18 protein-coding genes, 1 pseudogene and 1 riboswitch are annotated in these 21,529 nt (G+C 72.7%); of the genes and pseudogenes, 10 read left to right on the forward strand and 9 right to left on the reverse strand.

The features are described from left to right. The first annotated feature begins 98 nt into the window (after positions 1-98). A complete protein-coding gene (locus ES689_RS03535) occupies positions 99-1,463 on the forward strand; it encodes a glucose-6-phosphate dehydrogenase (protein WP_146900240.1) in 1,365 nt (454 codons plus the stop codon). A 72-nt stretch (positions 1,464-1,535) separates the two neighbouring features. Here ES689_RS03535 and ES689_RS03540 read toward each other — a convergent pair whose 3' ends face one another. From ES689_RS03540 to ES689_RS03570, 7 genes are all read right to left on the reverse strand, one after another. Further along, entirely contained in the window at positions 1,536-3,332 is a 1,797-nt protein-coding gene (locus tag ES689_RS03540; protein WP_146900243.1) for a glycoside hydrolase family 15 protein, read from the reverse strand. Between the two features lie 83 nt (positions 3,333-3,415). Next, the gene (gene pnuC, locus ES689_RS03545; protein WP_146900246.1) at positions 3,416-4,102 is read right to left on the reverse strand and encodes a nicotinamide riboside transporter PnuC; all 687 of its coding nucleotides are present in this window, start codon (positions 4,100-4,102) and stop codon (positions 3,416-3,418) included. 73 nt (positions 4,103-4,175) lie between these two features. Further along, a riboswitch (FMN riboswitch) is annotated at positions 4,176-4,315 on the reverse strand. A 55-nt stretch (positions 4,316-4,370) separates the two neighbouring features. Further along, on the reverse strand, positions 4,371-4,697 hold the full coding sequence (locus ES689_RS03550) for a DUF6504 family protein (RefSeq protein ID WP_146900249.1): 327 nt from the start codon (positions 4,695-4,697) through the stop codon (positions 4,371-4,373). A 74-nt stretch (positions 4,698-4,771) separates the two neighbouring features. Further along, complete coding sequence (locus ES689_RS03555) at positions 4,772-6,058, reverse strand: type II toxin-antitoxin system HipA family toxin (RefSeq protein ID WP_146900252.1); 1,287 nt, start codon at positions 6,056-6,058, stop codon at positions 4,772-4,774. Further along, positions 6,055-6,402 carry a helix-turn-helix domain-containing protein gene (locus tag ES689_RS03560; protein WP_191330165.1) on the reverse strand — a complete coding sequence of 116 codons (348 nt, stop codon included), beginning with the start codon at positions 6,400-6,402 and terminating at the stop codon, positions 6,055-6,057. The genes ES689_RS03555 and ES689_RS03560 overlap by 4 nt, the downstream gene beginning before the upstream one ends. Before the next feature lie 104 nt (positions 6,403-6,506). Next, entirely contained in the window at positions 6,507-7,553 is a 1,047-nt protein-coding gene (locus ES689_RS03565; RefSeq protein ID WP_146900257.1) for an App1 family protein, read from the reverse strand. A gap of 44 nt (positions 7,554-7,597) precedes the next feature. Further along, positions 7,598-8,320, reverse strand: a complete 723-nt coding sequence (locus ES689_RS03570) for an SOS response-associated peptidase (protein ID WP_146900260.1) — start codon at positions 8,318-8,320, stop codon at positions 7,598-7,600. A 158-nt stretch (positions 8,321-8,478) separates the two neighbouring features. Between ES689_RS03570 and ES689_RS03575 the strand changes: the two genes are divergently transcribed. From ES689_RS03575 to ES689_RS03595, 5 genes are all read left to right on the forward strand, one after another. Next, positions 8,479-9,126, forward strand: a complete 648-nt coding sequence (locus ES689_RS03575; protein WP_146900263.1) for a TetR/AcrR family transcriptional regulator — start codon at positions 8,479-8,481, stop codon at positions 9,124-9,126. A 131-nt stretch (positions 9,127-9,257) separates the two neighbouring features. Continuing rightward, complete coding sequence (locus tag ES689_RS03580) at positions 9,258-10,163, forward strand: ABC transporter ATP-binding protein (protein ID WP_146900266.1); 906 nt, start codon at positions 9,258-9,260, stop codon at positions 10,161-10,163. Then, on the forward strand, positions 10,160-10,888 hold the full coding sequence (locus tag ES689_RS03585; RefSeq protein ID WP_146900269.1) for an ABC transporter permease: 729 nt from the start codon (positions 10,160-10,162) through the stop codon (positions 10,886-10,888). The genes ES689_RS03580 and ES689_RS03585 overlap by 4 nt, the downstream gene beginning before the upstream one ends. After that, the gene (locus ES689_RS03590; RefSeq protein ID WP_146900272.1) at positions 10,885-11,625 is read left to right on the forward strand and encodes an ABC transporter permease; all 741 of its coding nucleotides are present in this window, start codon (positions 10,885-10,887) and stop codon (positions 11,623-11,625) included. Before ES689_RS03585 ends, ES689_RS03590 begins: the two co-directional genes overlap by 4 nt. Then, positions 11,622-12,554 carry an ABC transporter substrate-binding protein gene (locus ES689_RS03595; RefSeq protein WP_146900275.1) on the forward strand — a complete coding sequence of 311 codons (933 nt, stop codon included), beginning with the start codon at positions 11,622-11,624 and terminating at the stop codon, positions 12,552-12,554. Before ES689_RS03590 ends, ES689_RS03595 begins: the two co-directional genes overlap by 4 nt. 93 nt (positions 12,555-12,647) lie before the next feature. On the opposite strand, the gene ES689_RS03600 is transcribed toward ES689_RS03595, so the two are convergent. Both ES689_RS03600 and ES689_RS03605 read right to left on the reverse strand, forming a co-directional pair. Beyond that, a complete protein-coding gene (locus tag ES689_RS03600) occupies positions 12,648-13,304 on the reverse strand; it encodes a DedA family protein (RefSeq protein ID WP_146900278.1) in 657 nt (218 codons plus the stop codon). A 52-nt stretch (positions 13,305-13,356) separates the two neighbouring features. Continuing rightward, on the reverse strand, positions 13,357-14,151 hold the full coding sequence (locus tag ES689_RS03605) for an aminotransferase class IV (protein ID WP_146900281.1): 795 nt from the start codon (positions 14,149-14,151) through the stop codon (positions 13,357-13,359). Between the two features lie 11 nt (positions 14,152-14,162). Between ES689_RS03605 and ES689_RS03610 the strand changes: the two genes are divergently transcribed. The 4 genes and pseudogenes from ES689_RS03610 to ES689_RS15800 all read left to right on the forward strand — a co-directional run. After that, positions 14,163-15,587, forward strand: coding sequence for an anthranilate synthase component I family protein (locus ES689_RS03610; RefSeq protein ID WP_146900285.1), 1,425 nt, complete (start codon positions 14,163-14,165; stop codon positions 15,585-15,587). Positions 15,588-15,691: 104 nt separating this feature from the next. After that, the gene (gene leuS, locus ES689_RS03615; protein WP_370512324.1) at positions 15,692-18,322 is read left to right on the forward strand and encodes a leucine--tRNA ligase; all 2,631 of its coding nucleotides are present in this window, start codon (positions 15,692-15,694) and stop codon (positions 18,320-18,322) included. A gap of 97 nt (positions 18,323-18,419) precedes the next feature. Then, positions 18,420-19,157, forward strand: a complete 738-nt coding sequence (locus tag ES689_RS03620) for a ComEA family DNA-binding protein (protein ID WP_146900288.1) — start codon at positions 18,420-18,422, stop codon at positions 19,155-19,157. 707 nt (positions 19,158-19,864) lie between these two features. Continuing rightward, positions 19,865-20,959: pseudogene (locus ES689_RS15800) on the forward strand (ComEC/Rec2 family competence protein); the annotation flags it as partial. Positions 20,960-21,529: the final 570 nt, after the last annotated feature.

A 21,529-nucleotide genomic window follows, 5' to 3' on the forward strand; every position in this document is an offset into this window, starting at 1 on the left:
CGCCCCTGCGGCGTGTCGCGACCCCGCCCCGGCCCGGCAGCCCGTACCCCTCACACACCGAGCGGCGATCCGTCGCCGCCCTCACGGAAGCCGTACCTGTGACAGACACCACCACCCTCATCATCCTCGGAGCCTCGGGAGACCTGACCGAGCGCCTCCTCCTCCCCGGCCTCGCGAGCCTCCTCAAGAGCGACCGCGGCGTCGACGTGCAGCTGATCGGCACCGGCCGCAGCGAGCGCAGCGTCGACGAGTGGGACGACGTCGTGAAGACGGCGTTCAACGGCGACGCCGGCAGCGACCTGGCCAAGAAGACGCTGGCGTCGAGCCGGTACATCCAGGGCGACCCGACCACGGTCGAGCACCTGAAGGCGCTCTTCGAGGCGTCCGAGGGCACGCCGGTCATGTACTTCGCGCTGCCCCCGGCGATCAGCACCAAGGTGATCCAGGCGCTCGCCGAGATCGACCTGCCCGACGGCCTCCGCCTCGCCCTCGAGAAGCCCTTCGGCTCCGACGAGGCGAGCGCGCGCGAGCTCAACGCCGAGCTGCTGAAGATCGTGCCGGAGGAGCGCATCCACCGCACCGACCACTTCCTCGGCCGTGCGACCGTGCTCAACATGATCGGCCTGCGCTTCGCCAACCGCCTCTTCGAGCCGGTCTGGAACAGCGACAACATCGAGAAGGTGGAGATCTTCTACGACGAGGTCCTCGGCCTCGAGGGCCGGGCGCAGTACTACGACAAGGCCGGTGCACTGATCGACATGATCCAGAGCCACCTGCTGCAGGTGCTCGCCGTCATCGCGATGGACGCCCCGTCGAGCATCGACTCGGTCGAGCTCCGCAGCGAGATCGCCCGCGTCCTGCGCGCCACCTGGGTCAAGGGCGGCGACCCCGTCGCCTCCAGCCGTCGCGCGCAGTACGCGGCCGGCACGATCGACGGCAAGGAGGTGCCCGCCTACGCCGACGAGGACGGCGTCGACGTCGAGCGCCAGACCGAGACGCTCGCCGAGGTCGAGTTCGAGGTCAAGACCCGTCGCTGGGCGGGCGTCCCGTTCGTCCTGCGCTCGGGCAAGGGCATGACGAAGATCCGCAAGGAGGTGCTGATCACCTTCAAGCCGGTGCCCGCGCTCCCCGAGGGCCTGCGCGGTTCGTCGACCCCCGACACCCTGCGCATCGAGATCAGCCCCGAGACGATGGAGCTCGGCGTCACCACGAACGGCGTCGGCAACCCCTTCGACCTGGAGAAGTCCACGTTCCAGGTGACGCTCGGCAAGCCTGAGCTGACCCCCTACGGCGAGGTCCTCAGCGGCATCTTCCACGACGACCCGACACTGTCGATCCGCGGGGACGTCGCGGAGCGCTGCTGGGCGATCGTCGCCCCGGTGATCGACTCCTGGAAGGCCGGCGACGTGCCGCTCGACACCTACGCGGCCGGCTCGACCGGCCCGTCGGACTGGCCCGCCTGAGCCTCGACGCTCCCGCAGACGACGGCCGCCCCGCTCATCGAGCAGGGCGGCCGTCGCCGTCTGCCTCGCCCCTCAGGCCGGGGCGGGGGCCGGGGCCTGACGGGCCTTCGCGATGGCGTCGGCGGCACGGACGAGAGCGAGGTGAGAGAGGGCCTGGGGGGTGTTCCCGACGTGGCGCCCCGTCGCGACCTCGATCTCCTCCGAGAGCATCCCCACGTCGTTGCAGTAGCCGACCAGGCGGTCCATCAGGGCCACGGCGTCGTCGACCCGACCGGACGCCGCGTACTGCTCGGCGAGCCAGAACGAGCAGGTGAGGAACGGGTTCTCCGCGCCGCTCAGCCCGTCGACGCCGCTCTCCGTCCGGTAGCGGCGCAGCAGGCCCTCGTGCAGCAGGTCCTCCTCGATGGCCGCGACGGTGCCGAGCATGCGGGGGTCGTCGGCGGCGACGAAACCGACCTGGGCCAGCTGCAGCAGCGACGCGTCCACCTCAGTCGTGCCGTAGTACTGGGTGAAGGTGCCGCGGTCGGCGTCCCAGCCCTTGGCCTCGATCTCCGTCCGAACCTCGTCCCGGAGCGCTCGCCACCGGTCGACGGGGCCGTCGAGGTCGAACTGCTCGACGCCCTGGATCGACCTGTCGAGCGCCGCCCAGATCATGGCCCTGGAGTGGGTGAAGTGCTGGAGCCCGCCGCGGATCTCCCAGATGCCGTTGTCCGGCCGCGTCCAGTTGTCCTCGACGTACTGCATCAGGGCCCGCTGGAGCGGCCAGGAGTACTCGGTCTCCTCGACGCCCAGCATGCGGGCCTCGTGCAGCGCGACCATCACCTCGCCGAAGATGTCGCCCTGGTACTGCTTGTAGGCCGCGTTGCCGATGCGGACGGGGGAGGCGCCTCCGTAGCCCGGCAGCTGGCCGAGCTCGCTCTCGTGCAGGTAGCGCTCGCCCGCCAGGCCGTACATGATCTGCACGTCGGCAGGGTCGCCGGCGATGGCCCGCAGCAGCCAGCCGCGCCAGCGGTCGGCCTCCTCGGCGTAGCCGTGCAGGATCAGCGCCTGCAGCGTCATGGAGGCGTCGCGAAGCCACACGTAGCGGTAGTCCCAGTTGCGGGAGCCGCCGAACTGCTCGGGCAGGCTCGTCGTCGCGGCCGCCACGATGCCGCCGGTGTCCTCGTTCGTGAGTGCACGCAGGATGAGCAGGGACCGATGGACCTCGCGCGCGTAGGCCCCGGGCACCGTGCACCGGGCCGCCCACTCCTGCCACCACGCGACCGTCTCGTCGAGGCGGGCCGACACGTCGATCGCGGCTGGCGGCTCCCGGTGCGAGGGATACCAGGTGAGGCTCTGGTCGACGGTCTGGCCGGCTGAGACCTCGAACTCCGCCTCGTGGGTGTGGTCGGTGGCGGTGAGGCGCGGGCCCCGGACGACGACCGCGTCCGGCCCTGCCGTGGCGACGAGGGCCGTCCCGTCGGCCTCGGGCACCTGGCGCACCCAGGGGACGGCCGTGCCGTAGCCGAAGCGGATGGCGAGGTCGACGTGCATCGTCACCGTCCCGGACAGGCCGGTCACGCGCCGGACCACGTCGGCCCGCCGATCGCCGTACGGCATCAGGTCGGTGACCTCGACCACCCCGGTCGGGGTCGTCCAGGTCGTGACGAGCACGAACGTCCCGTCGACGTAGCGTCGGGTCGACGTGGCGGCGGCGTCTCGGGGAGCGACCAGCCACCGGCCGGAGTCGTGGTCGCCGAGCAGGGCGCCGAAGGTCGACGCGGAGTCGAAGCGGGGCAGGCAGAGCCAGTCGATGCTGCCGTCGGTGCCCACCAGGCAGCCGGTGTGCAGATCGCCGATGAGCGCGTAGTTCTCGATGGCCAGGGGCATGGGCACATCCTGCCAGCGGCTGCTCGGATCCAGCCCGGCTCGGCCGAGCGGGCCGGTTCCCCGCGCAGCCGGCTCAGCTCAGCTCAGCGCTGCAGCGTCGGGTCGGGCCAGAGGGTCTCGACCAGCGGCTTCTGTCGACGGGCGCGAGCCCACACGAAGAAGCCCACGAGGGTGAACGCCCCGTAGAAGACGTACATGAGACCCGAGGCGTAGTAGCCGGCACTGAAGAGCAGGGGCGTGCCGACGAGGTCGACGGCGACCCAGATCAACCAGAACTCGACCCAGCCCTTGGCCATGCCCCAGGTAGCGAGCAGCGAGCCCGTGAAGATCCAGGCGTCGGCCCAGACCGGCTCGTACGAGCCCAGGGCGCTGAAGACCGGGGTGAGGACGGCGGTGCCGCCGAACAGGGCCACGACGAGCACGACCCGGTTCTTCGCGCCGGCCCAGCGAGGCTCGACCGGGGAGCTCGCACCTCCGTCGCGGGAGCGGCTCCAGCGGTACCAGCCCCAGATCGAGACAGCGATGAACATCACCTGGCGCCCGGCCTGGCCGAGGAGGTTCACGGGGTTCGGGGTGTCGAACACGGCGCCGAGGAACACGGTGAAGAGCAAGGCGTTGCCCACGATGCCGACCGGCCAGGCCCACACCTTGCGGCGCATGCCGCCCAGGGCGCTCAGCAGGCCGAAGACGTTGCCGATCACCTCGCGCCACAGGATCGTCTGGTCGCCCAGCACGAGCTGCGCGTCGAACAGCCAGCGGATCAGGGTCATCGTGTCCTCCTCGTCGGTGACGACGCCGGGCGTCGTCGGATCGGGGAGGAGGCGCGACCGCAGGCGCGATCGACGCTCGCTTCTCTCATCCAGACTTTACTGTCGGCTCCAGAATGGTCCTTCTCAGGACTGTCACTGGATCAGCCTCTCGGTGTCGAGAGGGTCGCGGGCTGTCACCGCCGGTACGGAATCACACCGTCCCCGAAGCACTCGTGAGAACGAGTCTTGCACCCCGGGCATTCCCGGGGGCGTCGAGCGTCTCACGGCGTCACGCGAACAGCTGCTGCTCGACCCTGTCGTCGAACACGCCGAGCAGCAGCCACGAGCCGTCGGCGCCGTCACGGGCGAGGTCGAAGGTGCCGTCGACCCGATGCGCCCCGTCGGTCAGCGGCAGGGCGTCGACCCGCCAGACCGGCAGCTCGAGCAGTGCCTCGCCGGCGCCCCGGGGCGCCCTGGCCGCCGACCGCCACCACTCGCGGCGGGTGACCCACCTCTCTGGCGGGCTCACCACGCCGTAGACGACCCCGCGCCAGACGAACCGCAACGGGGCCCCGCCCTCGGTCGTCTCGACCGGCACCGCTTCGTCGACCTTCATGCCGCCTCCTCGTTCGAATGTGTGTTCGAACACGAGTGTAGGTCGGGCCCCCGACATCGGCCAGGGCCCCGGCATCACCAGGGCAGCAGGTTCTCCGCGACGTGCCGCACGACCCGGTCGGGCACGCCGGCCTCGTCCGCGAAGCCGCGCCAGCCCGCGACGGCGTCGTGCACCTCCGCGACGATGTCCGAGGCGCCGGGCACGAGGTGCCGGTCGGCGAGGCGCATCACGTCCGCCTCGACAGGGTCGCGCCACACGCCGTCGACCCCCATCAGGTGCTGGTACGTGAACCGGCCAGCCGGGTTGTGCGCGAACGTCAGGTCGTACGCCGGGGCCAGCTCCCACGACGCCGACGCCGACGCCGACCGGAGCAGGAACGACGTGTTCTTCGTGTGGTCGTCGTTGTTCGCCGCCAGCACGTTGAAGACCATGCGCCGGAACGCCTGCGGCAGCGCCTCGCTCCCGACGACGCGGGCCGTCACGTCGAAGAGCTGTCCGTAGTCGTGCACCTGCCGCTGGCGGTAGTCGAGGTGCGCCGTGCCGCAGAGGGTCACCGCATGCGCCTTGCCCGACTCCAGCCGGTCGAAGCGCCGCGTCATGAAGTGCGCCCTGTCGCCCTCCTCGAGCAGCCGGCACTCGGTCATGTCGATGCCGGCCGCCCCGGCCATCGCCGAGTACGCCAGCTCCACCCGGCCCGACGAGTCGCCCTGCCCGAGCTCCGAGTCGGCGCCCATGCCGTCGAGCTTCAGCAGCCAGTGCTCGAAGCCCTCGGGGGCCGGCAGCTGGCCAGAGCGGACCTCGCCCGTCTCCCGGTCCCACGCGATCACGGCCTTGGCCCTGGCCCCTCCCGCCGACGTCCCCACCTGGATCAGGGAGCGGATCGCCGACTCGGTCTCCCGGTCGCTCGAGAACTCGGCGTCGAGCACGCTCCTCGCGCCCTCGACCAGGTCGCTCAGCTCGACGGCGCTCGTGGTCCGGTGACGCGGCCCCCTCGACGGCCGGAACTCCAGGGCGCCCATCGCGCGGTCCGCCATGTACGCGAGTCGATCGAGCGGCGTCGCGGCTCCGCGCCCGACTCCCTGTCGGGCCAGCCACGCGTCGATCACCGCGTTCCCGAAGTCGTCGGGCAGGGCATCGGCCAGCAACGCGGGGAGGCGGTGGAACGTCGCCTCCGGCAGCTGGGGGAACACGTGACGGCGCCGACGCACCGGCATGGTCAACGGGGCGAGCTCGACCCCCTTCGCCGCCCACTCGGGGTAGTACTCGAACACGTACGCCCCGAGCGCGGGATCGAGGGCGACCGCGCCGACCCGCTCTCCCCAGGCCGTGACCTCGACGGCCTGGACGGGCACCCAGCTCACGATCCGTCTCTCCTGCGCGGTGTCCGTGGTCGATAGACGCGACGACGCGGGGCCGGGTCCGCCGACCGGAGGACGTCGATGGGGCTCACGGCGCTCGCCGGGGCCAGGGCGTCGAGGGCGTCCTCGGCGCCGAGGGCCCGCAGCACGCGCACGAGGCTGGCGAGGGTGCTCCCGCGGCCGTTCTCGAGCGACTGGAGCGTGCTGGTCGAGAGGTCGGCACGCCGCGCCAACGAGATCTGGTCGAGGCCGGCGTCGAGCCGGAGGGCTCGGACCTGGCTGCCGATGCGTGCTTCCCACTCGTCGGTGGAGCGCACGGGCGCGTCGGAGGGCGGCTGATCGATCATGGGTCTCCTGTACGTGGATTTTCCAGCATAAGAGCCAGATCGAGGCCTGGCAACCGGATTTCCCGTCATAGGAGGACCGCAACTCCCCGCTGTCAGGTCAGGCGTCAGGGGGTGCTGACGACCCCGGCGTCCGTCAGCTGGTCCCAGAGCCCTGCGCCGTCCGGTGCCGACACCCACGCGACATCGGTGCCCTGGGCGTGCTCCGACCGAGACCGCCCGCCGGCCAGGACGGCCTCGCTGGGCGACAGCTCGCGGATGGCGACGGCGGCGACGTTCTCGGGATGGTCGTGCAGGAAGCGGCCGTAGAGCTCTTCGTCGTGCTGCCCGTCGTCGCCGACGAGGAGCCACCGCACCTGCGGGAACTCCTCGGCGAGTCGATCGAGCGAGCCCTGCTTGTGCAGGCGCCCGCTGCGGAAGAAGCGGTCGTGCGTCGGCCCCCAGTCCGTGAGCAGCAGGGGACCGCGAGGGTAGAGGTTCCGGGACAGGAACCGCGAGAGCGTCGGAGCCACGTTCCAGGCGCCCGTGGACAGGTAGACCACCGGGCAGCCCCCAGAGGAGGCGTGGAGCCGTTCGTAGAGGACGGCCATGCCGGGCACCGGTCGCCGCGCGTGCTCGTTGAGGACGAAGGTGTTCCAGGCGGCCAGCAGGGGCCGCGGGAGCGACGTGACCATGACCGTGTCGTCGATGTCCGACACGATGCCGAAGCGCTCGGCGGGGTCGATCACCGCGACCGGCGCCTCCACCGGCAGCGAGCCCTCGGTCGTGATCGTCACGACGTGCCAGCCCGGCGCGAGGTCCGACTCCAGCCGCACGTCGAGGACGCCGCCGCGATCGGTGGTCACCGTCTGCGTCCGGCCGCCGATGGTCACCTCGACGACGGCGTGCTCGACCGGCACGCTGGTGAAGCTGCGCCAGCCGCGCACGTTCGCGCGGTCGGCGCCGTCGAGGGTGCCGGTGCGCGTGAGCAGCACCCGCGAGAGCACGCGGACCCATCCGCTCGAGCCGTAGCCCGTGTACGGCACGATCGTGGGGCGGAGGCCGCGCTTGCGAGCACGCTTCTCACGGAACCGGTGCACGGAGTTCTCGATGCGCGCCGCCCGGTGCAGGAGGGGCTCGACAGCGGCCGGGGCCGTCTTTCGGGTGTCGGGCATCCGGTCATCCTCCCACGGTCGCCCGACCGAGCGCCGTCACCTCGTCAGACGGGCGACAGCAGGGAGGGGGAGTCGTTCGCGACCGATCCGACGTCGGGGGAGACCTCGTGCACGACGAGTCGCGCCGCGATCTCGTCGGACAGCCCCGCCACGCCCTGCAGCAGGTCGTCGTCCCCCTCGGTCTCGGGGTCGAGCCAGTCGTCCATCACGTCGGCGCCCACGAGCACGGGCATCCGGTCGTGGACGGTCGCGACCGGACCCGAGGAGGCGCGCGTCAGCACCGTCGTGGACAGCAGCCACCGAGACGGCGACCCCACCGCGGCGCCGGGGTCTCGCCACCACTCGTACAGAGCCGCGAACAGGAGGACCTCGTCGTCGGGGAGCCGCACGGCCACGGGCCGCCTGCCGCCGTCGGGCAGCACCTGCCACTCGTACCAGCCCGTCGCCAGCACGAGGGCCCGCCGCGTGGCCAGGGCCTCGCGGAACATCGGCTTCTCGGCCGCGGTCTCGGCCCGCGCGTTGAACACCGGCGGACCCGCCGGGCCGTCCGAGCCGGACGGGACGAGGCCCCACCGAGCCGCGGCGAGTCGTCTCACGGGGGGCCCGCCCGCGTCGTCCCCGCGCGGCGCCGCGTCGATCAGCACGGTCACCGGGCGGGTCGGAGCGATGTTCCAGGAAGGGTCTGGGAGACTGTCGCCCGAGACGTCGACGTCGAACAAGGGCACCAGGTCGCTCGAGGCACGCGCCATCACGAATCGTCCGCACATGCGCACCATTCTCCCGGCTGCGACCGACATCGGTCGACGAGGTCGCCCAGACGCCCCCCTCGGGGCCCTGACCCAGCCGGTCACGGCCCGTACCGCATGCACCACGTCGCACCGCACGCACCACGTCGCCCCGGCGGCGCCGCACGAAGGAGAACCCCTTGCTCGTCACCGACCTCCACGACGCACTGCCCGGGGGTTCGTCGCTTCTCAGGAACGAGCCCGTGCAGGCGCGCAGCTCCGCGCGGCTCACCGGCCTCCTCGACGCCGCCGCCGCGATCATCGACGAGATCGGCTACGAGCGCCTGACGACGGCGATGGTCGCCGAGCGCGCCGGCGCCTCCATCGGCACGGTCTACCGGTACTTCCCCGACCGCATCGCCGTCGTCGACGCCCTGGCGCTCCGCTGCGTCCAGCGCCTGACGAGCCGGGTGGCCGACGCCCTCGACGCGGACGGTGCCGCCGACTGGCGCGGCGCGGTCGACATCGTCATCGACTCCAAGGTCGAGCTCTACCGCAACGAGCCCGGCTTCCGGGCGATCCGCTTCAGCGACGCTCCCGACGCGGGCTCGCCGCAGGCCACCTCCTCGCTCAGCCCCTTCGCCGAGGCCGTGCTCGGCATGTTCGAGCAGCGCTTCGGCGTCGTCCGTGACGCCGAGTCCGAGCTCGCCGTCCAGGTCGTCGTCGAGATCGGCGTCTCGCTCCTGGCGCGGGCCTTCCTCTCGGGCGGCGAGGGCGACGCCCGCTTCGTCGACGAGTGCCGCCGCGTGTCGAAGTCGTACCTCGAGGCGCATCTGACCCTCGGCTGACGCGTCGGCGGGCCCCCACGGTCCGTTCTGCGACACGGACGAGGCAGGAGCGGCCCTCGTCCGTCGTCGTGTGGTTCAGTGTCGGGACTGGCAAGTGTCGATTCGTGCTGCCCACGAGGAATGAGCCACCCATGATCGAGTTCACCTCGGTGACCAAGCAGTACCCCGACGGCACCCTCGCCGTCGACGACTTCAGCCTCGTCATCCCGTCCCTCAAGACCACCGTCTTCGTCGGGTCGAGCGGCTGCGGCAAGACCACCATCCTCAGGATGATCAACCGCATGGTCGACCCGACCAGCGGGTCGATCGAGATCGACGGCGACGAGATCGGCGGCCTCGAGCCCGTGGGGCTCCGCCGCAGCATCGGCTACGTGATGCAGAACTCGGGCCTGCTGCCGCACCGCCGGGTCGTCGACAACATCGCGACCGTCCCCGTGCTCAAGGGCGTCTCCAAGAAGGAGGCGCGGAGCCGGGCCCTGGAGCTGATGGACACGGTCGGGCTCGACCGCTCCCTCGCCGACCGCTGGCCGAGCCAGCTCAGCGGCGGCCAGCAGCAGCGCGTCGGCGTCGCCAGGGGCCTCGCCGTCGACCCGAACATCCTCCTGATGGACGAGCCCTTCGGCGCCGTCGACCCGCTCGTCCGTGCCGACCTGCAGCGTGAGCTCGTGCGGCTGCAGCGCGACCTCGACAAGACGGTCGTGTTCGTCACGCACGACATCGACGAGGCCTTCCTCCTGGGCGACCAGGTCGTCATCCTCGAGAAGGGCGGCAAGATCGCCCAGAAGGGCTCGCCCGCCGAGATCCTGTCCGACCCGGCCAGCGACTTCGTGGCCGACTTCGTCGGCTCGAACCGGGGCAAGCGGGCCCTGCACATCGAGCAGACCGCCACCGGCCAGGTCGTCGTCGACGACGACGGCCGCACGACCGGCGTGCTGACGGCGCCCGGCACCGTGCCGCGCGCGAGACCGGCCGGCCCGAGCGAGGCCGGTGCCGTCCAGGCCCCGGGTGCCCCGGCGCAGGGTGGGCACGCGTCGTGAACTGGATCTGGTCGAACGCCGACTACATCTGGGACAAGACGCTGGTGCACCTCGCCCTCAGCGTGCCTCCTGTCGTCCTCGCCTTCGTCATCTCGCTGCCGATCGGCTGGCTCGCGAACCGCTATCGCGTGTCGCGCGGCATCCTGACGGTCGCAGGGCTCTTCTACGCGATCCCGTCCCTGCCCCTGTTCGTCGCCCTGCCGGCGATCGTCGGCACGTCCCTCCGCAGCCCCGTCAACATCGTCATCGGCCTGACGCTCTACGGGGTGGCCCTGATGGTCCGCTCGGTCGCCGACGCCCTGGGCGCTGTGGAGGTCGACGTACGGCAGTCGGCCACGGCCGTGGGCTACTCGAGCTGGCAGCGCTTCTGGCGCGTCGAGTTCCCCCTCGCGGGCCCCGTCATGCTCGCCGGCCTCAGGGTCGTGGTCGTCAGCACGGTCAGCCTCGCCACCGTCGGCGGCGTGCTGGGCGTCAACGGCCTCGGCCTCCTCTTCATCGACGGCTTCCAGCGGGACATCCCCGAGGAGATCCTCGCGGGCATCGTGGTCACCATCGTCATGGCGCTCGTCCTGGACGGGCTGCTCGTGCTCCTCGGTCGCGCTCTGATGCCGTGGAGCCGTCCCGGCAGGCCGCGCCGCGCCTCCTCGAGGCGGTCGTCGGCCCGCTCGTCCGGGAGCGGCGCCTCCGCGCCCCGGACGACTCGGCGAGAGGCGGTGCGCTCGTGAACTTCTTCGCGGAGGCATTCGCGTTCATCGGCGACGGCAGCAGCTGGGTCGGCCCGAACGGCATCCCCGCCCGCCTCGGCGAGCACCTCTGGTACTCGGTCGTGGCGGTCGCCCTGGCGTCGATCGTCGCGATCCCCGTCGGCTTCGCCATCGGCCACACCGGTCGCGGGCGCGCGATCGCGGTCGCGGTCTCCGGGGGAGCCCGGGCGCTGCCCACCTTCGGCGTCATCACGCTCGTCGCGGGCTGGGTCGGCATCGGCCTGACGGCTCCGATGATCTCGTTCGTCATCCTCGCGATCCCCTCGGTGCTCGCCGGCGCCTACGCGGGGTTCGAGGCCGTCGACCGCTCCACCGTCGACGCCGCCCGCGCCGTCGGGATGACCGAGTGGCAGATCGTCACGCGGGTCGAGGTGCCCCTCGGGCTGCCGCTGCTGATCGGCGGGATCCGCTCGGCGGTGCTGCAGGTCGTCGCGACGGCGACGCTCGCGACCATCGTCGGCTCCGGCGGCCTCGGCAGCTACATCATCACCGGGCTGCGCGCGAACGACTACGGCACGATGCTCGCGGGCTCGATCCTCGTGATCGCCCTCGCGGTCGCGCTCGAGGTCGTCTTCTCCGTCGTCCAGCGACTCGTCGTCCCGGCCGGCGTCACCGCCGGGCGTCCCACCGACTCCCGCGCGCGCGTCGCCCGACGCGCCCCGGGCACCGCAACACCCCTCCAGGAAGGAACACAGTGAACAACACAGCGAAGAAAGGCCGGCTCACCGTTCTCGGTGCAGTCGCGATCGGGGCCGTGGTGGCCCTGGCAGGGTGCTCGTCGAGCGACCCTCTCAGCAGCGGCTCCGACGACACGGCGTCGTCCTCCGACGCCCTGGTGATCGGCTCGCAGCAGTACTACTCGAACAAGATCATCGCCGAGCTCTACGCCCAGGCGCTCGAGGACGGCGGCTACACGGTCGACCGTCAGTACGACATCGGCCAGCGCGAGGTGTACCTGCCCGAGCTCGAGAGCGGCAGCATCGACGTGTTCCCCGAGTACTCCGGCAACCTCCTGCAGTTCTACGACGCGGAGACGACCGCCAAGACGCCCGACGAGGTGGAGTCGGCCCTCGCCGACGCGCTGCCCGACGGCCTCACCAGCCTGACCGCCGCCGAGGCGACCGACCAGGACAGCTACAACGTGACGAAGGAGTTCTCCGAGGAGAACGGCATCACGAGCCTGGCCGACCTCAAGGACTACTCCGGCTCGATCGCCCTCGGCGCCCCGCCGGAGAACGTCGACCGTCCCTACGGCCCTCCCGGCCTGAAGAGCATCTACGGCGTCGACGTCACCTCGACCCCGATCGACGACGGAGGCGGCCCGCTGACGGCCAAGGCGCTGTCGGACGGCAGCGTCCAGATCGCGGACCTCTACTCGGCCAGCCCGCTGATCGTCGAGAACGACTTCGTGACCCTCGACGACCCCGAGAACATGATCCTGCCGCAGAACGTGGTGCCGATCGTCTCGGACAAGGTCGACCAGGGCGCCCAGGACATCATCGACGCGGTCGACGCGGCGCTGACCTCGGCCGACCTGCAGGAGATGAACTCCAGGAGCCAGACCGACAAGGAGTCCGAGGGCACCATCGCCAAGGACTTCCTCGAGAGCAAGGGGCTCGTCGGCTGATCAGCGACGTCTGACGCTCGACGAGCGAGGGGGAGGGGCCGGCACGGACGTGTCGGCCCCTCCGTCGTCAGCGGCCGTGATCAGCAGCCGTCGTCAGACGGCGTCGTCGTCAGGGCGGGCCATGTGCTTCTCCTCGCGTCGGTGCACGAGCCGCTTGACGAGCAGCACCACCACGGCGAACGCGACCACGATGCCGACGAAGACGTAGCCGGCCCCGTGCAGCCGGTCGGCGAGCTCGCGGTAGCTGCCGGCGGCCGCCGCGCCCACCGACACGTACGCCGTCGCCCAGAGGAGGCAGGCCGGCGTCGTCCAGGCGAGGAACGTCCGGTAGCGCATGGGGCTCGTGCCCACGGTCAGCGGGATGAGCGAGTGCAGCACGGGCAGGAACCGCGACACGAACACCGCGATGCCGCCGCGTCGGGCGAGGTAGTTCTCGGCCCTGGTCCAGTTGTGCTCGCCGAGGCGCCGGCCGAGACGGCTGCGCCGGATCGCCGGGCCGAAGTGCCGCCCGAGCGCGAAGCCGATGCTCTCGCCCGTGAGGGCGCCGAGCACGAGGGCGACGACGAGGGAGGCGAACTCCACCGGGCCGACCACTGCGGTCGCGGAGACGACGGCCACCGTGTCGCCGGGAACGAGGAGCCCCAGCAGGACGCTCGTCTCGAGCACCATGGCGAGCCCGGCGAGCAGGGTCCGGAGGAGCGGGTCGACCGACTGCACGAGGTCGAGGAGTCCTGTCAGCACGTCGTCCACCCGGCCGATCCTATGCACTGCCGGCCGGGAGCCCCCTGGTCCGGCAGGTCGGTCAGGACCTCGCCGGGAGCGGGCGGCGCAGGGCGTCGAGGCGAGCCTGCCACGCCGCGAGCCGCCCCGGCTCCTCCGCCGGCGACGGCCCGTCGACCCACCCGTCGACGATCCGGACGCCGTGCAGTGCGCTGAGCGACCAGATCTCGGCACCGTCCAGCTCTGCCGGGGTCGTCCGGTCGTGGAGCACGTCGACGCCGAGCACGGCGGCGAGGGTCAGCACCGTGCGCGACGTCACCCCCGGCAGGCGGGGCAGGTCGTCGGCCGGCGTGCAGAGGGAGTCGCCGCGCCACCAGACCAGGGAGCTCCACGCCCCCTCGACGACGTGGCCCTCGGGGGAGAGGATCACCGCCTCCTCGGCTCCCCTCGCCGATGCCTCCGCCCGCAGGTCCCCGAGGACCGCGAGGTCGGGCCCCTTGACGAGGGGCGACGTGCGTGGGTCGCGGGCCGCGGTCGCGACGCGCACGGATCTCGTGCGGTCGGGAGCGGTCCGCAGCCGGGCCCGGAGCTCGGGCGCCCCTGCCGAGCGGGAGCGGACCAGCTCGACCCGGGGGAACCAGGCGCCGTCGCGCGGCAGGCGGTCGACGACCCCGCCCCAGAAGGCCGCGGCGTCGTCGTCGGCGACGAGCCCCGTCGCCGCGACGGACGACGTGAAGCGGTCGCGGTGCACGTCGAGGGCACGGACGGCACCGTCGAGCACGAGCCACGAGTCGGCCACGAGCACGTCGCCGTTCGGGGTGCCGGGCGACGCCGCGAGCGCGCCGTCGCGCCACAGGAGTGTCTCGCCGGGGCTCATACACTCAGGGTATGCGTCTCCCGGTCCACCGTCGCCCGCTCCCGTGGCGGGACCCGGAGGCCGTGGTGCTCGCCCTCGCGAGCACGGGCGACGTCGCCTGGACGGACGCCGGGCCGGGTGCGTCGTCCGGTCGGTCGGTCGTCGCCTGGGGGCCCGACCTCACGGCGACGGGTCCCGACGCCCTGGCTGCCGCGTGGGCGGAGCTCCGTGCCGTCCTCGCCGAGCCGCGGGACGACGCCGACCCGCTCGGGCCGACCGGCTGGCTCGGCTACGGCGTCGGCACCTGGCTGCTCGACCGGGACGCGACCGTCGGCGAGGGCCGGGGGGCACCTCCGTCGGTCACGGCCGGGCTCGTGCCCGACCCGGACGCCCCCGCCGACCTCGCACTGCTGCTGGTCGACCGCGCTGTGGTCTTCGACCACGGCGAGCGAACGGTGGAGGCGGTAGTCCTGGGCGACGACCGGTGGCTGTCGGACCTAGCCGCGGCCTGGTCGGCTGTGCCCGAGGGCGACCCCGAGCCCCCGTCGCAGCCCGGTGCCCCGACGCGCCCGGCCCGACGCCGGCACGCCGACGCTTCCTACCTCGCGCTCGTGTCGCGGTGCCAGCAGGCCATCGCGGCGGGCGAGGCCTACGTCCTCTGCCTCACCACGACCACCACCGTCGAGGGCGACGTGGACGACCTGGCCGTGTACCGGAGGCTGCGCCGGTCCTCTCCGGCCCCGCACGCCTCCTTCGTGCGGATCGGGCCCACGTCGGTGCTCGGGGCGTCGCCCGAGTCGTTCCTCAGGGTCGTCGCGGAGGGCGCGGTGTCGTCGTCGCCGATCAAGGGGACGCGGCCGCGGTCGTCGGACCCTGCGACCGACGCGCGCGCCGCCGCCGAGCTCCGCGCCGACGAGAAGGAGCTCGCGGAGAACCTGATGATCGTCGACCTGGTGCGCAACGACCTGACCCGGGTCGCGGCGCCCGGCAGCGTGACGGTGACCGAGCTGTTCGCCGTGCGGTCGTACCGGCACGTGCACCAGCTGGCGAGCACGGTGACGGCCGTCCTGGCGCCCGGCCGCACCGCCCTCGACGTCGTCGAGACGGCGTTCCCCGCGGGGTCGATGACCGGTGCGCCCAAGCGCCGGGCCGTGCAGCTGCTCGCCGAGTGGGAGGGGAGCCCCCGCGGCGTGTACGCCGGGGTCGTCGGCCGTCTCGGCCTCGACGGCTCCGCCTCGCTCGCCATGGCGATCCGGTCGATCGTCGTCGAGCGGGCCACGTCCCTGCGCCCCGGCCGCGCCAGCGTCGGCGCCGGGGGAGGCATCACCGCGTCGTCGGTGCCGTCCGTCGAGCTCGAGGAGGTGCGCCTGAAGTCGGCCGCCCTGCTGCGCGCCCTCGACGCGGTCCCGGGGGGCGCCTCCTCGGCCCCTGCCGTGTCGACGCCGCCCGTGCCCTGACGGGCGGATCGGCCCGCTACCCTGGACGACGGACCGCCCCGCGCGCGTGCCCCTCAGGGCGCCCTCGGGCCGCCCATCTCCCCACCGCAGCGATTGAGAGTCCCGTGGCCCACGAGCACGACACGACACCGTCCGCCGACCAGGCGTCCACTACCCCGGCCCCCGGCACGCCGGGCGTCTCCGAGGGCGAGACGGAGCGTGCCTACGACCCCGCCCGCCTGCAGCAGAAGTGGCAGGCCGTCTGGGAGGAGGCGAAGCCCTTCGCCGTCGACCCGGACGACAAGCGGCCGCGCAAGTACATCCTCGACATGTTCCCCTACCCGTCGGGCGACCTCCACATGGGGCACGCGGAGCAGTACGCGCTCGGCGACATGGTCACGCGCTACTGGCGCCAGCAGGGCTTCAACGTGCTGCACCCGATCGGCTGGGACAGCTTCGGCCTGCCCGCCGAGAACGCGGCCATCAAGCGCGGGGTCGACCCCCGCGAGTGGACCTACGCGAACATCGCCCAGCAGAAGCAGAGCATGAAGCTCTACGCGCCCTCGTTCGACTGGGACAGGGTGCTGCACACGAGCGACCCCGAGTACTACAAGTGGAACCAGTGGCTGTTCCTGCAGATGTACGACAAGGGCCTCGCGTACCGCAAGGACAGCTGGGTCAACTGGGACCCGGTCGACCAGACCGTGCTCGCGAACGAGCAGGTGCTCGCCGACGGCACGTCCGACCGCTCGGGCGCCGTCGTCGTCAAGAAGAAGCTGACGCAGTGGTACTTCAAGATCACGGACTACGCCGACCGCCTGCTCGACGACCTCAACCAGCTCGAGGGCCACTGGCCGACCAAGGTGCTGAACATGCAGCGCAACTGGATCGGCCGGTCGATCGGTGCCGACGTGCACTTCGAGATCGAGGGCAGGGAGGAGCGGGTCACGGTGTTCACGACCCGTCCCGACACGCTCTGGGGCGCCACCTTCATGGTCGTCGCGCCCGACTCCGACCTCGCGGCAGAGCTCGTCGCCGACGCGACCGACGACGTGAAGGAGGCCTTCGCCTCCTACCTCGTCGAGGTGCAGAAGGCGACCGAGATCGAGCGACAGTCGAGTGAGCGCCCGAAGACCGGCGTGCCCCTCGGGCGCGTCGCGGTGAACCCCGTCACGGGCGACCCGATGCCCGTCTGGGCCGCGGACTACGTGCTCGCCGACTACGGCCACGGCGCCGTCATGGCCGTGCCCGCGCACGACCAGCGTGATCTCGACTTCGCCCGCAAGTACGACCTGCCGGTCCGCGTCGTCGTCGACACCAACGCGCCCGTCACGGGCGTCATCCCGAAGCTGCAGCTCGACGACGAGGGCCAGGCGATCCTGCCCGACGACCTGCCCGACCTCGACCCGGCGTCGACCGGAGTCGCCCTGACCGGCGAGGGCCGGCTGATGAACTCGGGGCCGCTCACCGGCCTGAGCAAGTCGAACGCGATCAAGCGCGTGATCGAGCTCCTCGAGCAGACGGGGGCCGGGAAGGCCGCGAAGACGTACCGTCTGCGCGACTGGCTCATCTCGCGGCAGCGCTTCTGGGGCACGCCGATCCCGATCGTGCACGGCGCCGACGGGGTCGAGGTGCCCGTGCCCGTCGACCAGCTGCCCGTGCTGCTGCCGTCGACCGAGGGCCTCGACCTCAAGCCCAAGGGCAGCTCGCCGCTCGGAGCGGCCACCGACTGGGTGAACGTGCCCGACCCGCGCGACGGGTCGCCCGCCCGTCGCGACGCCGACACGATGGACACCTTCGTCGACAGCTCGTGGTACTTCCTCCGGTTCCTCGACCCGACCGACTCCGAACGGGCCTTCGACCCGGCCCAGGCCAGCAAGTGGGCCCCCGTCGACCAGTACGTGGGCGGCGTCGAGCACGCGATCCTGCACCTGCTCTACGCGCGCTTCATCACCAAGGTGCTCTTCGACCTCGGGCACGTCGACTTCACCGAGCCCTTCAGCGCCCTGCTGAACCAGGGCATGGTGCTGCAGGACGGCGCGAAGATGAGCAAGAGCAAGGGCAACGTCGTCAGCCTCTCCGACGAGATCGCGAAGCACGGCGTCGACGCGATCCGCCTGACGATGGCCTTCGCCGGCCCGCCCGAGGACGACATCGACTGGGCCGACGTCTCGCCGGCCGGGTCCGCGAAGTTCCTCGCCAGGGCGTTCCGGCTGGCGACCGACGTCGACAGCCCGCGGGACGTCGTGTGGGCCGAGGGCGACCAGGCGCTGCGCCGGGTGACCCACCGGTTCCTCGCCGAGGCTCCCGGCCTCAGCGAGGCGTTCAAGTACAACGTCGTCGTCGCTCGCCTGATGGAGCTCGTCAACGCCGTCCGCAAGACGATCGACAGCGGCGCCGGCGCCGCCGACCCGGCCGTTCGCGAGGCGACGGAGACGGTGGCCCTCGGCCTCTCGCTCTTCGCGCCCTACACGGCGTCCGAGATGTGGGAGCTGCTCGGCTACGACGGCGTGGGCCTGGCCCACTTCGGCTGGCGGCGAGCCGACCCGACGCTGCTCGTCGAGACGAGCGTCACTGCGGTCGTCCAGGTGAACGGCAAGGTGCGCGACCGTCTCGAGGTCTCGCCCAAGATCACGTCCGACGAGCTCGAGGCCCTGGCGAGGGCCTCGGCCGCGGTGCAGCGTGCCGTCGGCGACAAGCAGATCGTCAACGTCGTCGTGCGGGCGCCCCGCCTCGTCGCCATCGCGGTGAAGTAGCGCACTCGCTCCTCCCCGTCGCCGACCGGCCGTCCTGGTTCCCCAGGGCGGCCGTCGTCGTCTGCGGGGGCTGAGTCGCTCCTCCTACGGTCGGGGGATGGTCGTCGACTTCCGTTCCGCCCCTGATCCCGCGGCCCCCCGCGGGCCTCGCTGGCGGCTCGGGGTCGGCGCGGTGGTGGTGCTGGTGCTGGCCGTGCTCGCGGTCACCGTCGCGGTCTCGGCGACGGCGACTCGAGGAGGTGCGGGCGAGACCGCGATCACGTCGCGGCCGACGTCGGCCGATGAGCCGGTCGGGGCGTCCGGGCCGCCCGGGGCGTCGGGAGCACCCGTGGCGTCCGGCTCGCCGGTCTTCGTGCACGTGCACGGGAGAGTCGCCGCGCCCGGCCTCTACGAGCTGGCCTCCGGGGCGCGTGTGGTCGACGTCGTCGCGGCGGCGGGGGGCTTCGCGGCCGACGCGGAGCAGGGCGCGGTGAACCTGGCACGGCTCCTCGTCGACGGTGAGCAGCTGTACGTGCCCGCGGTCGGGGAGGCGCCGGCGGACGGGCTCGTCGGCGGGTCGGTCGCCGGGTCGGCAGGCGGGGTCGGCGACGGCGCGGGTGGTGCGGGCGCCGGCGCGGGCGGAGGGGCGTCCGCGGCCGGCGGGGCTCTCGTCGACCTCAACTCGGCCGACGCCGCCGCGCTCGAGACCCTTCCCGGGGTGGGGCCGGCGACCTCGGCGGCGATCCTCGACTGGCGCCGGGAGAACGGCGGGTTCCGGTCGGTGGACGACCTGCTCGGCGTCAGCGGGATCGGCGAGAAGACGCTCGCGAAGCTGGCCCCGCTGGTGAGGGTGTGAGGGCGCCGACGCAGGTCGACGTCCGCTGGGCGGCGCCGGCGGGGGCGTCCTGGGTCGTCCTCGTCGTGGTGCTGCCGCGTCCCGAGCTGCACGTCGCGGTGAGCGCCCTGCTCCTCCTCGTCGGCGCCGCCGCCCTGGGCGGTGCCGTCGTGGTCGGCCGGCGGACTCGGCGTGGGTCGTCGGCGTCGGCGTCTGCGTCGGGCTCGTCGGCTTCCCGCGTCGTCCCTGCCCTGGCGCTGGTCGCGCTCGTGGCGCTCGTGGCGGGGCTCGTGCTCGTGAGCGCTGCCGCTCGACAACAGGTGCGCTACCCGGAGGCGCTCGTGGCCCTGTCCGGCCACGCCGCGGACCTCCACGGCACGGCCAGGGCCCGCGTGGTGCCCGGCACGCGAGCCGCGCAGGTGACGGTGGACGAGGTCGTCGTCGACGACGAGGTCGTCTGGCGTGGCCGGGCGTCGTTCCTCCTCCTCGGGCCGCGCGTCCCGGAGGGATCGACCGTCGAGGTGGGGCAGCAGCTGGCCGCCCGGGCCTCGGTCCTCCCTGTCGAGCCGGGAGACGACGTCGCCTTCGTCGCGGCGGCGCGCGGTCAGGTCGTCCCCGGGGCCACGCCCTCCGGCGCGGCGGGCGTGGCCGACTCGGTGCGTTCCGACTTCCGCGGCGTGACCGCGGAGCTGCCGGGCGACGGCGGCAGCCTCCTGCCCGGGCTCGCCGTGGGGGACACGTCCGCCGTCGACGACGAACTCGACGAGGCGATGAAGGCGTCCTCGCTGTCGCACCTGACGGCCGTCTCAGGATCCAACTGCGCCGTTCTCGTGGCACTCGTCATGCTCGTCGGCGGGGCGCTCGGAGTGCCGAGGACGGCACGCCTCCTGCTCGCGGCGGTCCTGCTCCTCGCGTTCCTCGCGCTCGTCACCCCCGAGCCCAGCATCGTCCGCGCCTCCGTCATGGCACTGGTCGTGCTCGGGCACCTCGCGGCAGGACGCCCCGTGTCCGGGCTGCCCGTCCTCGCGTTGGCCGTCACCGGGCTCCTGGTCGTCGATCCCTGGCTGGCTCGAGACCTCGGATTCGCGCTGTCGGTCCTCGCCACCGCAGGGCTCGTCGTCCTCGCCGCGCCCCTGGCCGCCGCGTTGGCCTCGTTCCTGCCGCGCCCGTTGGCGGCGGTGCTCGCCGTCCCGGTCGCGGCCCAGCTCGCCTGCCAGCCGCTGCTGCTGCTCCTCGACCCGCGGCTGGCCGTGCACGGCGTCGTGGCGAACGTCCTGGCCGAGCCGGCGGCGCCCCTCGCGACCGTCGGCGGACTCGTTGTCTGCGCGACCGCCTCCTGGGCGCCGGGCTTCGCAGAGCTCGCCGCGCGCGCCGCGTGGGTGCCGTCGACGTGGGTCGGCGCCGTCGCCCGGTCCGCCGCGTCCTGGCCGTTCGCGCGGGTGGAGATCGCGGGCGGGGCGATCGGGGTCGTGCTGATGGCCGGGTTCTCCGTCCTCGTGGCCGGGGCGGTCCTGGCACGGTCTCGGGGGCACGTCCGGCGAGCGGCGGTCGTGCTGCTCGTCGGCTCGCTCGTGGTCGCCGCAGGCGCCGTGGCGGGCGTCCGCGCGGGGGAGCGCAGCGTCGTGCCCGACGGCTGGACCATCGCCCAGTGCGACGTCGGACAGGGCGACGCGGTGCTCGTCCGGAGCGCCGACCAGGTCGCCCTCGTCGACGTGGGCGACGACGAGGAGGCGCTCGGCGGCTGCCTCCGCCGCTTCGGGGTCGACCGGATCGACCTCCTCGTGCTCACCCACTTCGACGCGGACCACGTCGGAGCCGTCGACGTGGTCACGGGACGAGTGGGTCGCGCCCTGGTCGGGCCGACGGCGAGCCCCGACGACGAGCACATCGTCGACGACCTGGCCGGCAGCGGCGCGGAGGTCGTCGAGGTCGCGGTCGGCACGGGGGGAGTCCTCGGCGAGCTCGGCTGGTCGGTGCTCTGGCCGCTGCGGACGGACACGGCGGGCAACGACGCGAGCGTCGTCGTCCTGTGGCGGCCCCTGCCCGGCTGCCGCAGGGACTGCCTGTCGTTCGTCGACCTGGGAGACCTCGCCGCGGCTCCGCAGCGTCGCCTCCTCTCGGCGGCGGGACAGGCCCTGCGCGGCGTCGACGTGGTCAAGGTCTCCCACCACGGCTCCGCGGACCAGCACGCCGCGCTGTACGACGCTCTCGGCGCGGCCGTCGCGCTCGTCGGGGTCGGCGCCGACAACACGTACGGGCACCCGCGCAGAGAAGCGCTCGACATGGTCGAGGAGGCGGGCGCCGAGGTCACGAGGACCGATCTCGACGGCGACGCCGCCGTCGTGGTCGGCGACGCAGGCCTGCGGCTCTGGCGCCAGCACGCCTCGGGGGCC

The organism is Frigoribacterium sp. ACAM 257 (genome assembly GCF_007954365.1).
Lineage (GTDB): Bacteria > Actinomycetota > Actinomycetes > Actinomycetales > Microbacteriaceae > Frigoribacterium.

What these genes read in the sequence shown, in the direction of transcription:
- ES689_RS03580 (WP_146900266.1), top strand. Translation starts at nt 9,258, where the DNA reads ATGATCGAGTTCACCTCGGTGACCAAGCAGTACCCCGACGGCACCCTC.
- ES689_RS03550 (WP_146900249.1), bottom strand. Translation starts at nt 4,697, where the DNA reads ATGAAGGTCGACGAAGCGGTGCCGGTCGAGACGACCGAGGGCGGGGCC.
- ES689_RS03565 (WP_146900257.1), bottom strand. Translation starts at nt 7,553, where the DNA reads ATGCCCGACACCCGAAAGACGGCCCCGGCCGCTGTCGAGCCCCTCCTG.
- pnuC (WP_146900246.1), bottom strand. Translation starts at nt 4,102, where the DNA reads ATGACCCTGATCCGCTGGCTGTTCGACGCGCAGCTCGTGCTGGGCGAC.
- ES689_RS03620 (WP_146900288.1), top strand. Translation starts at nt 18,420, where the DNA reads ATGGTCGTCGACTTCCGTTCCGCCCCTGATCCCGCGGCCCCCCGCGGG.
- ES689_RS03570 (WP_146900260.1), bottom strand. Translation starts at nt 8,320, where the DNA reads ATGTGCGGACGATTCGTGATGGCGCGTGCCTCGAGCGACCTGGTGCCC.
- ES689_RS03540 (WP_146900243.1), bottom strand. Translation starts at nt 3,332, where the DNA reads ATGCCCCTGGCCATCGAGAACTACGCGCTCATCGGCGATCTGCACACC.
- ES689_RS03560 (WP_191330165.1), bottom strand. Translation starts at nt 6,402, where the DNA reads ATGATCGATCAGCCGCCCTCCGACGCGCCCGTGCGCTCCACCGACGAG.
- ES689_RS03610 (WP_146900285.1), top strand. Translation starts at nt 14,163, where the DNA reads ATGCGTCTCCCGGTCCACCGTCGCCCGCTCCCGTGGCGGGACCCGGAG.
- ES689_RS03605 (WP_146900281.1), bottom strand. Translation starts at nt 14,151, where the DNA reads ATGAGCCCCGGCGAGACACTCCTGTGGCGCGACGGCGCGCTCGCGGCG.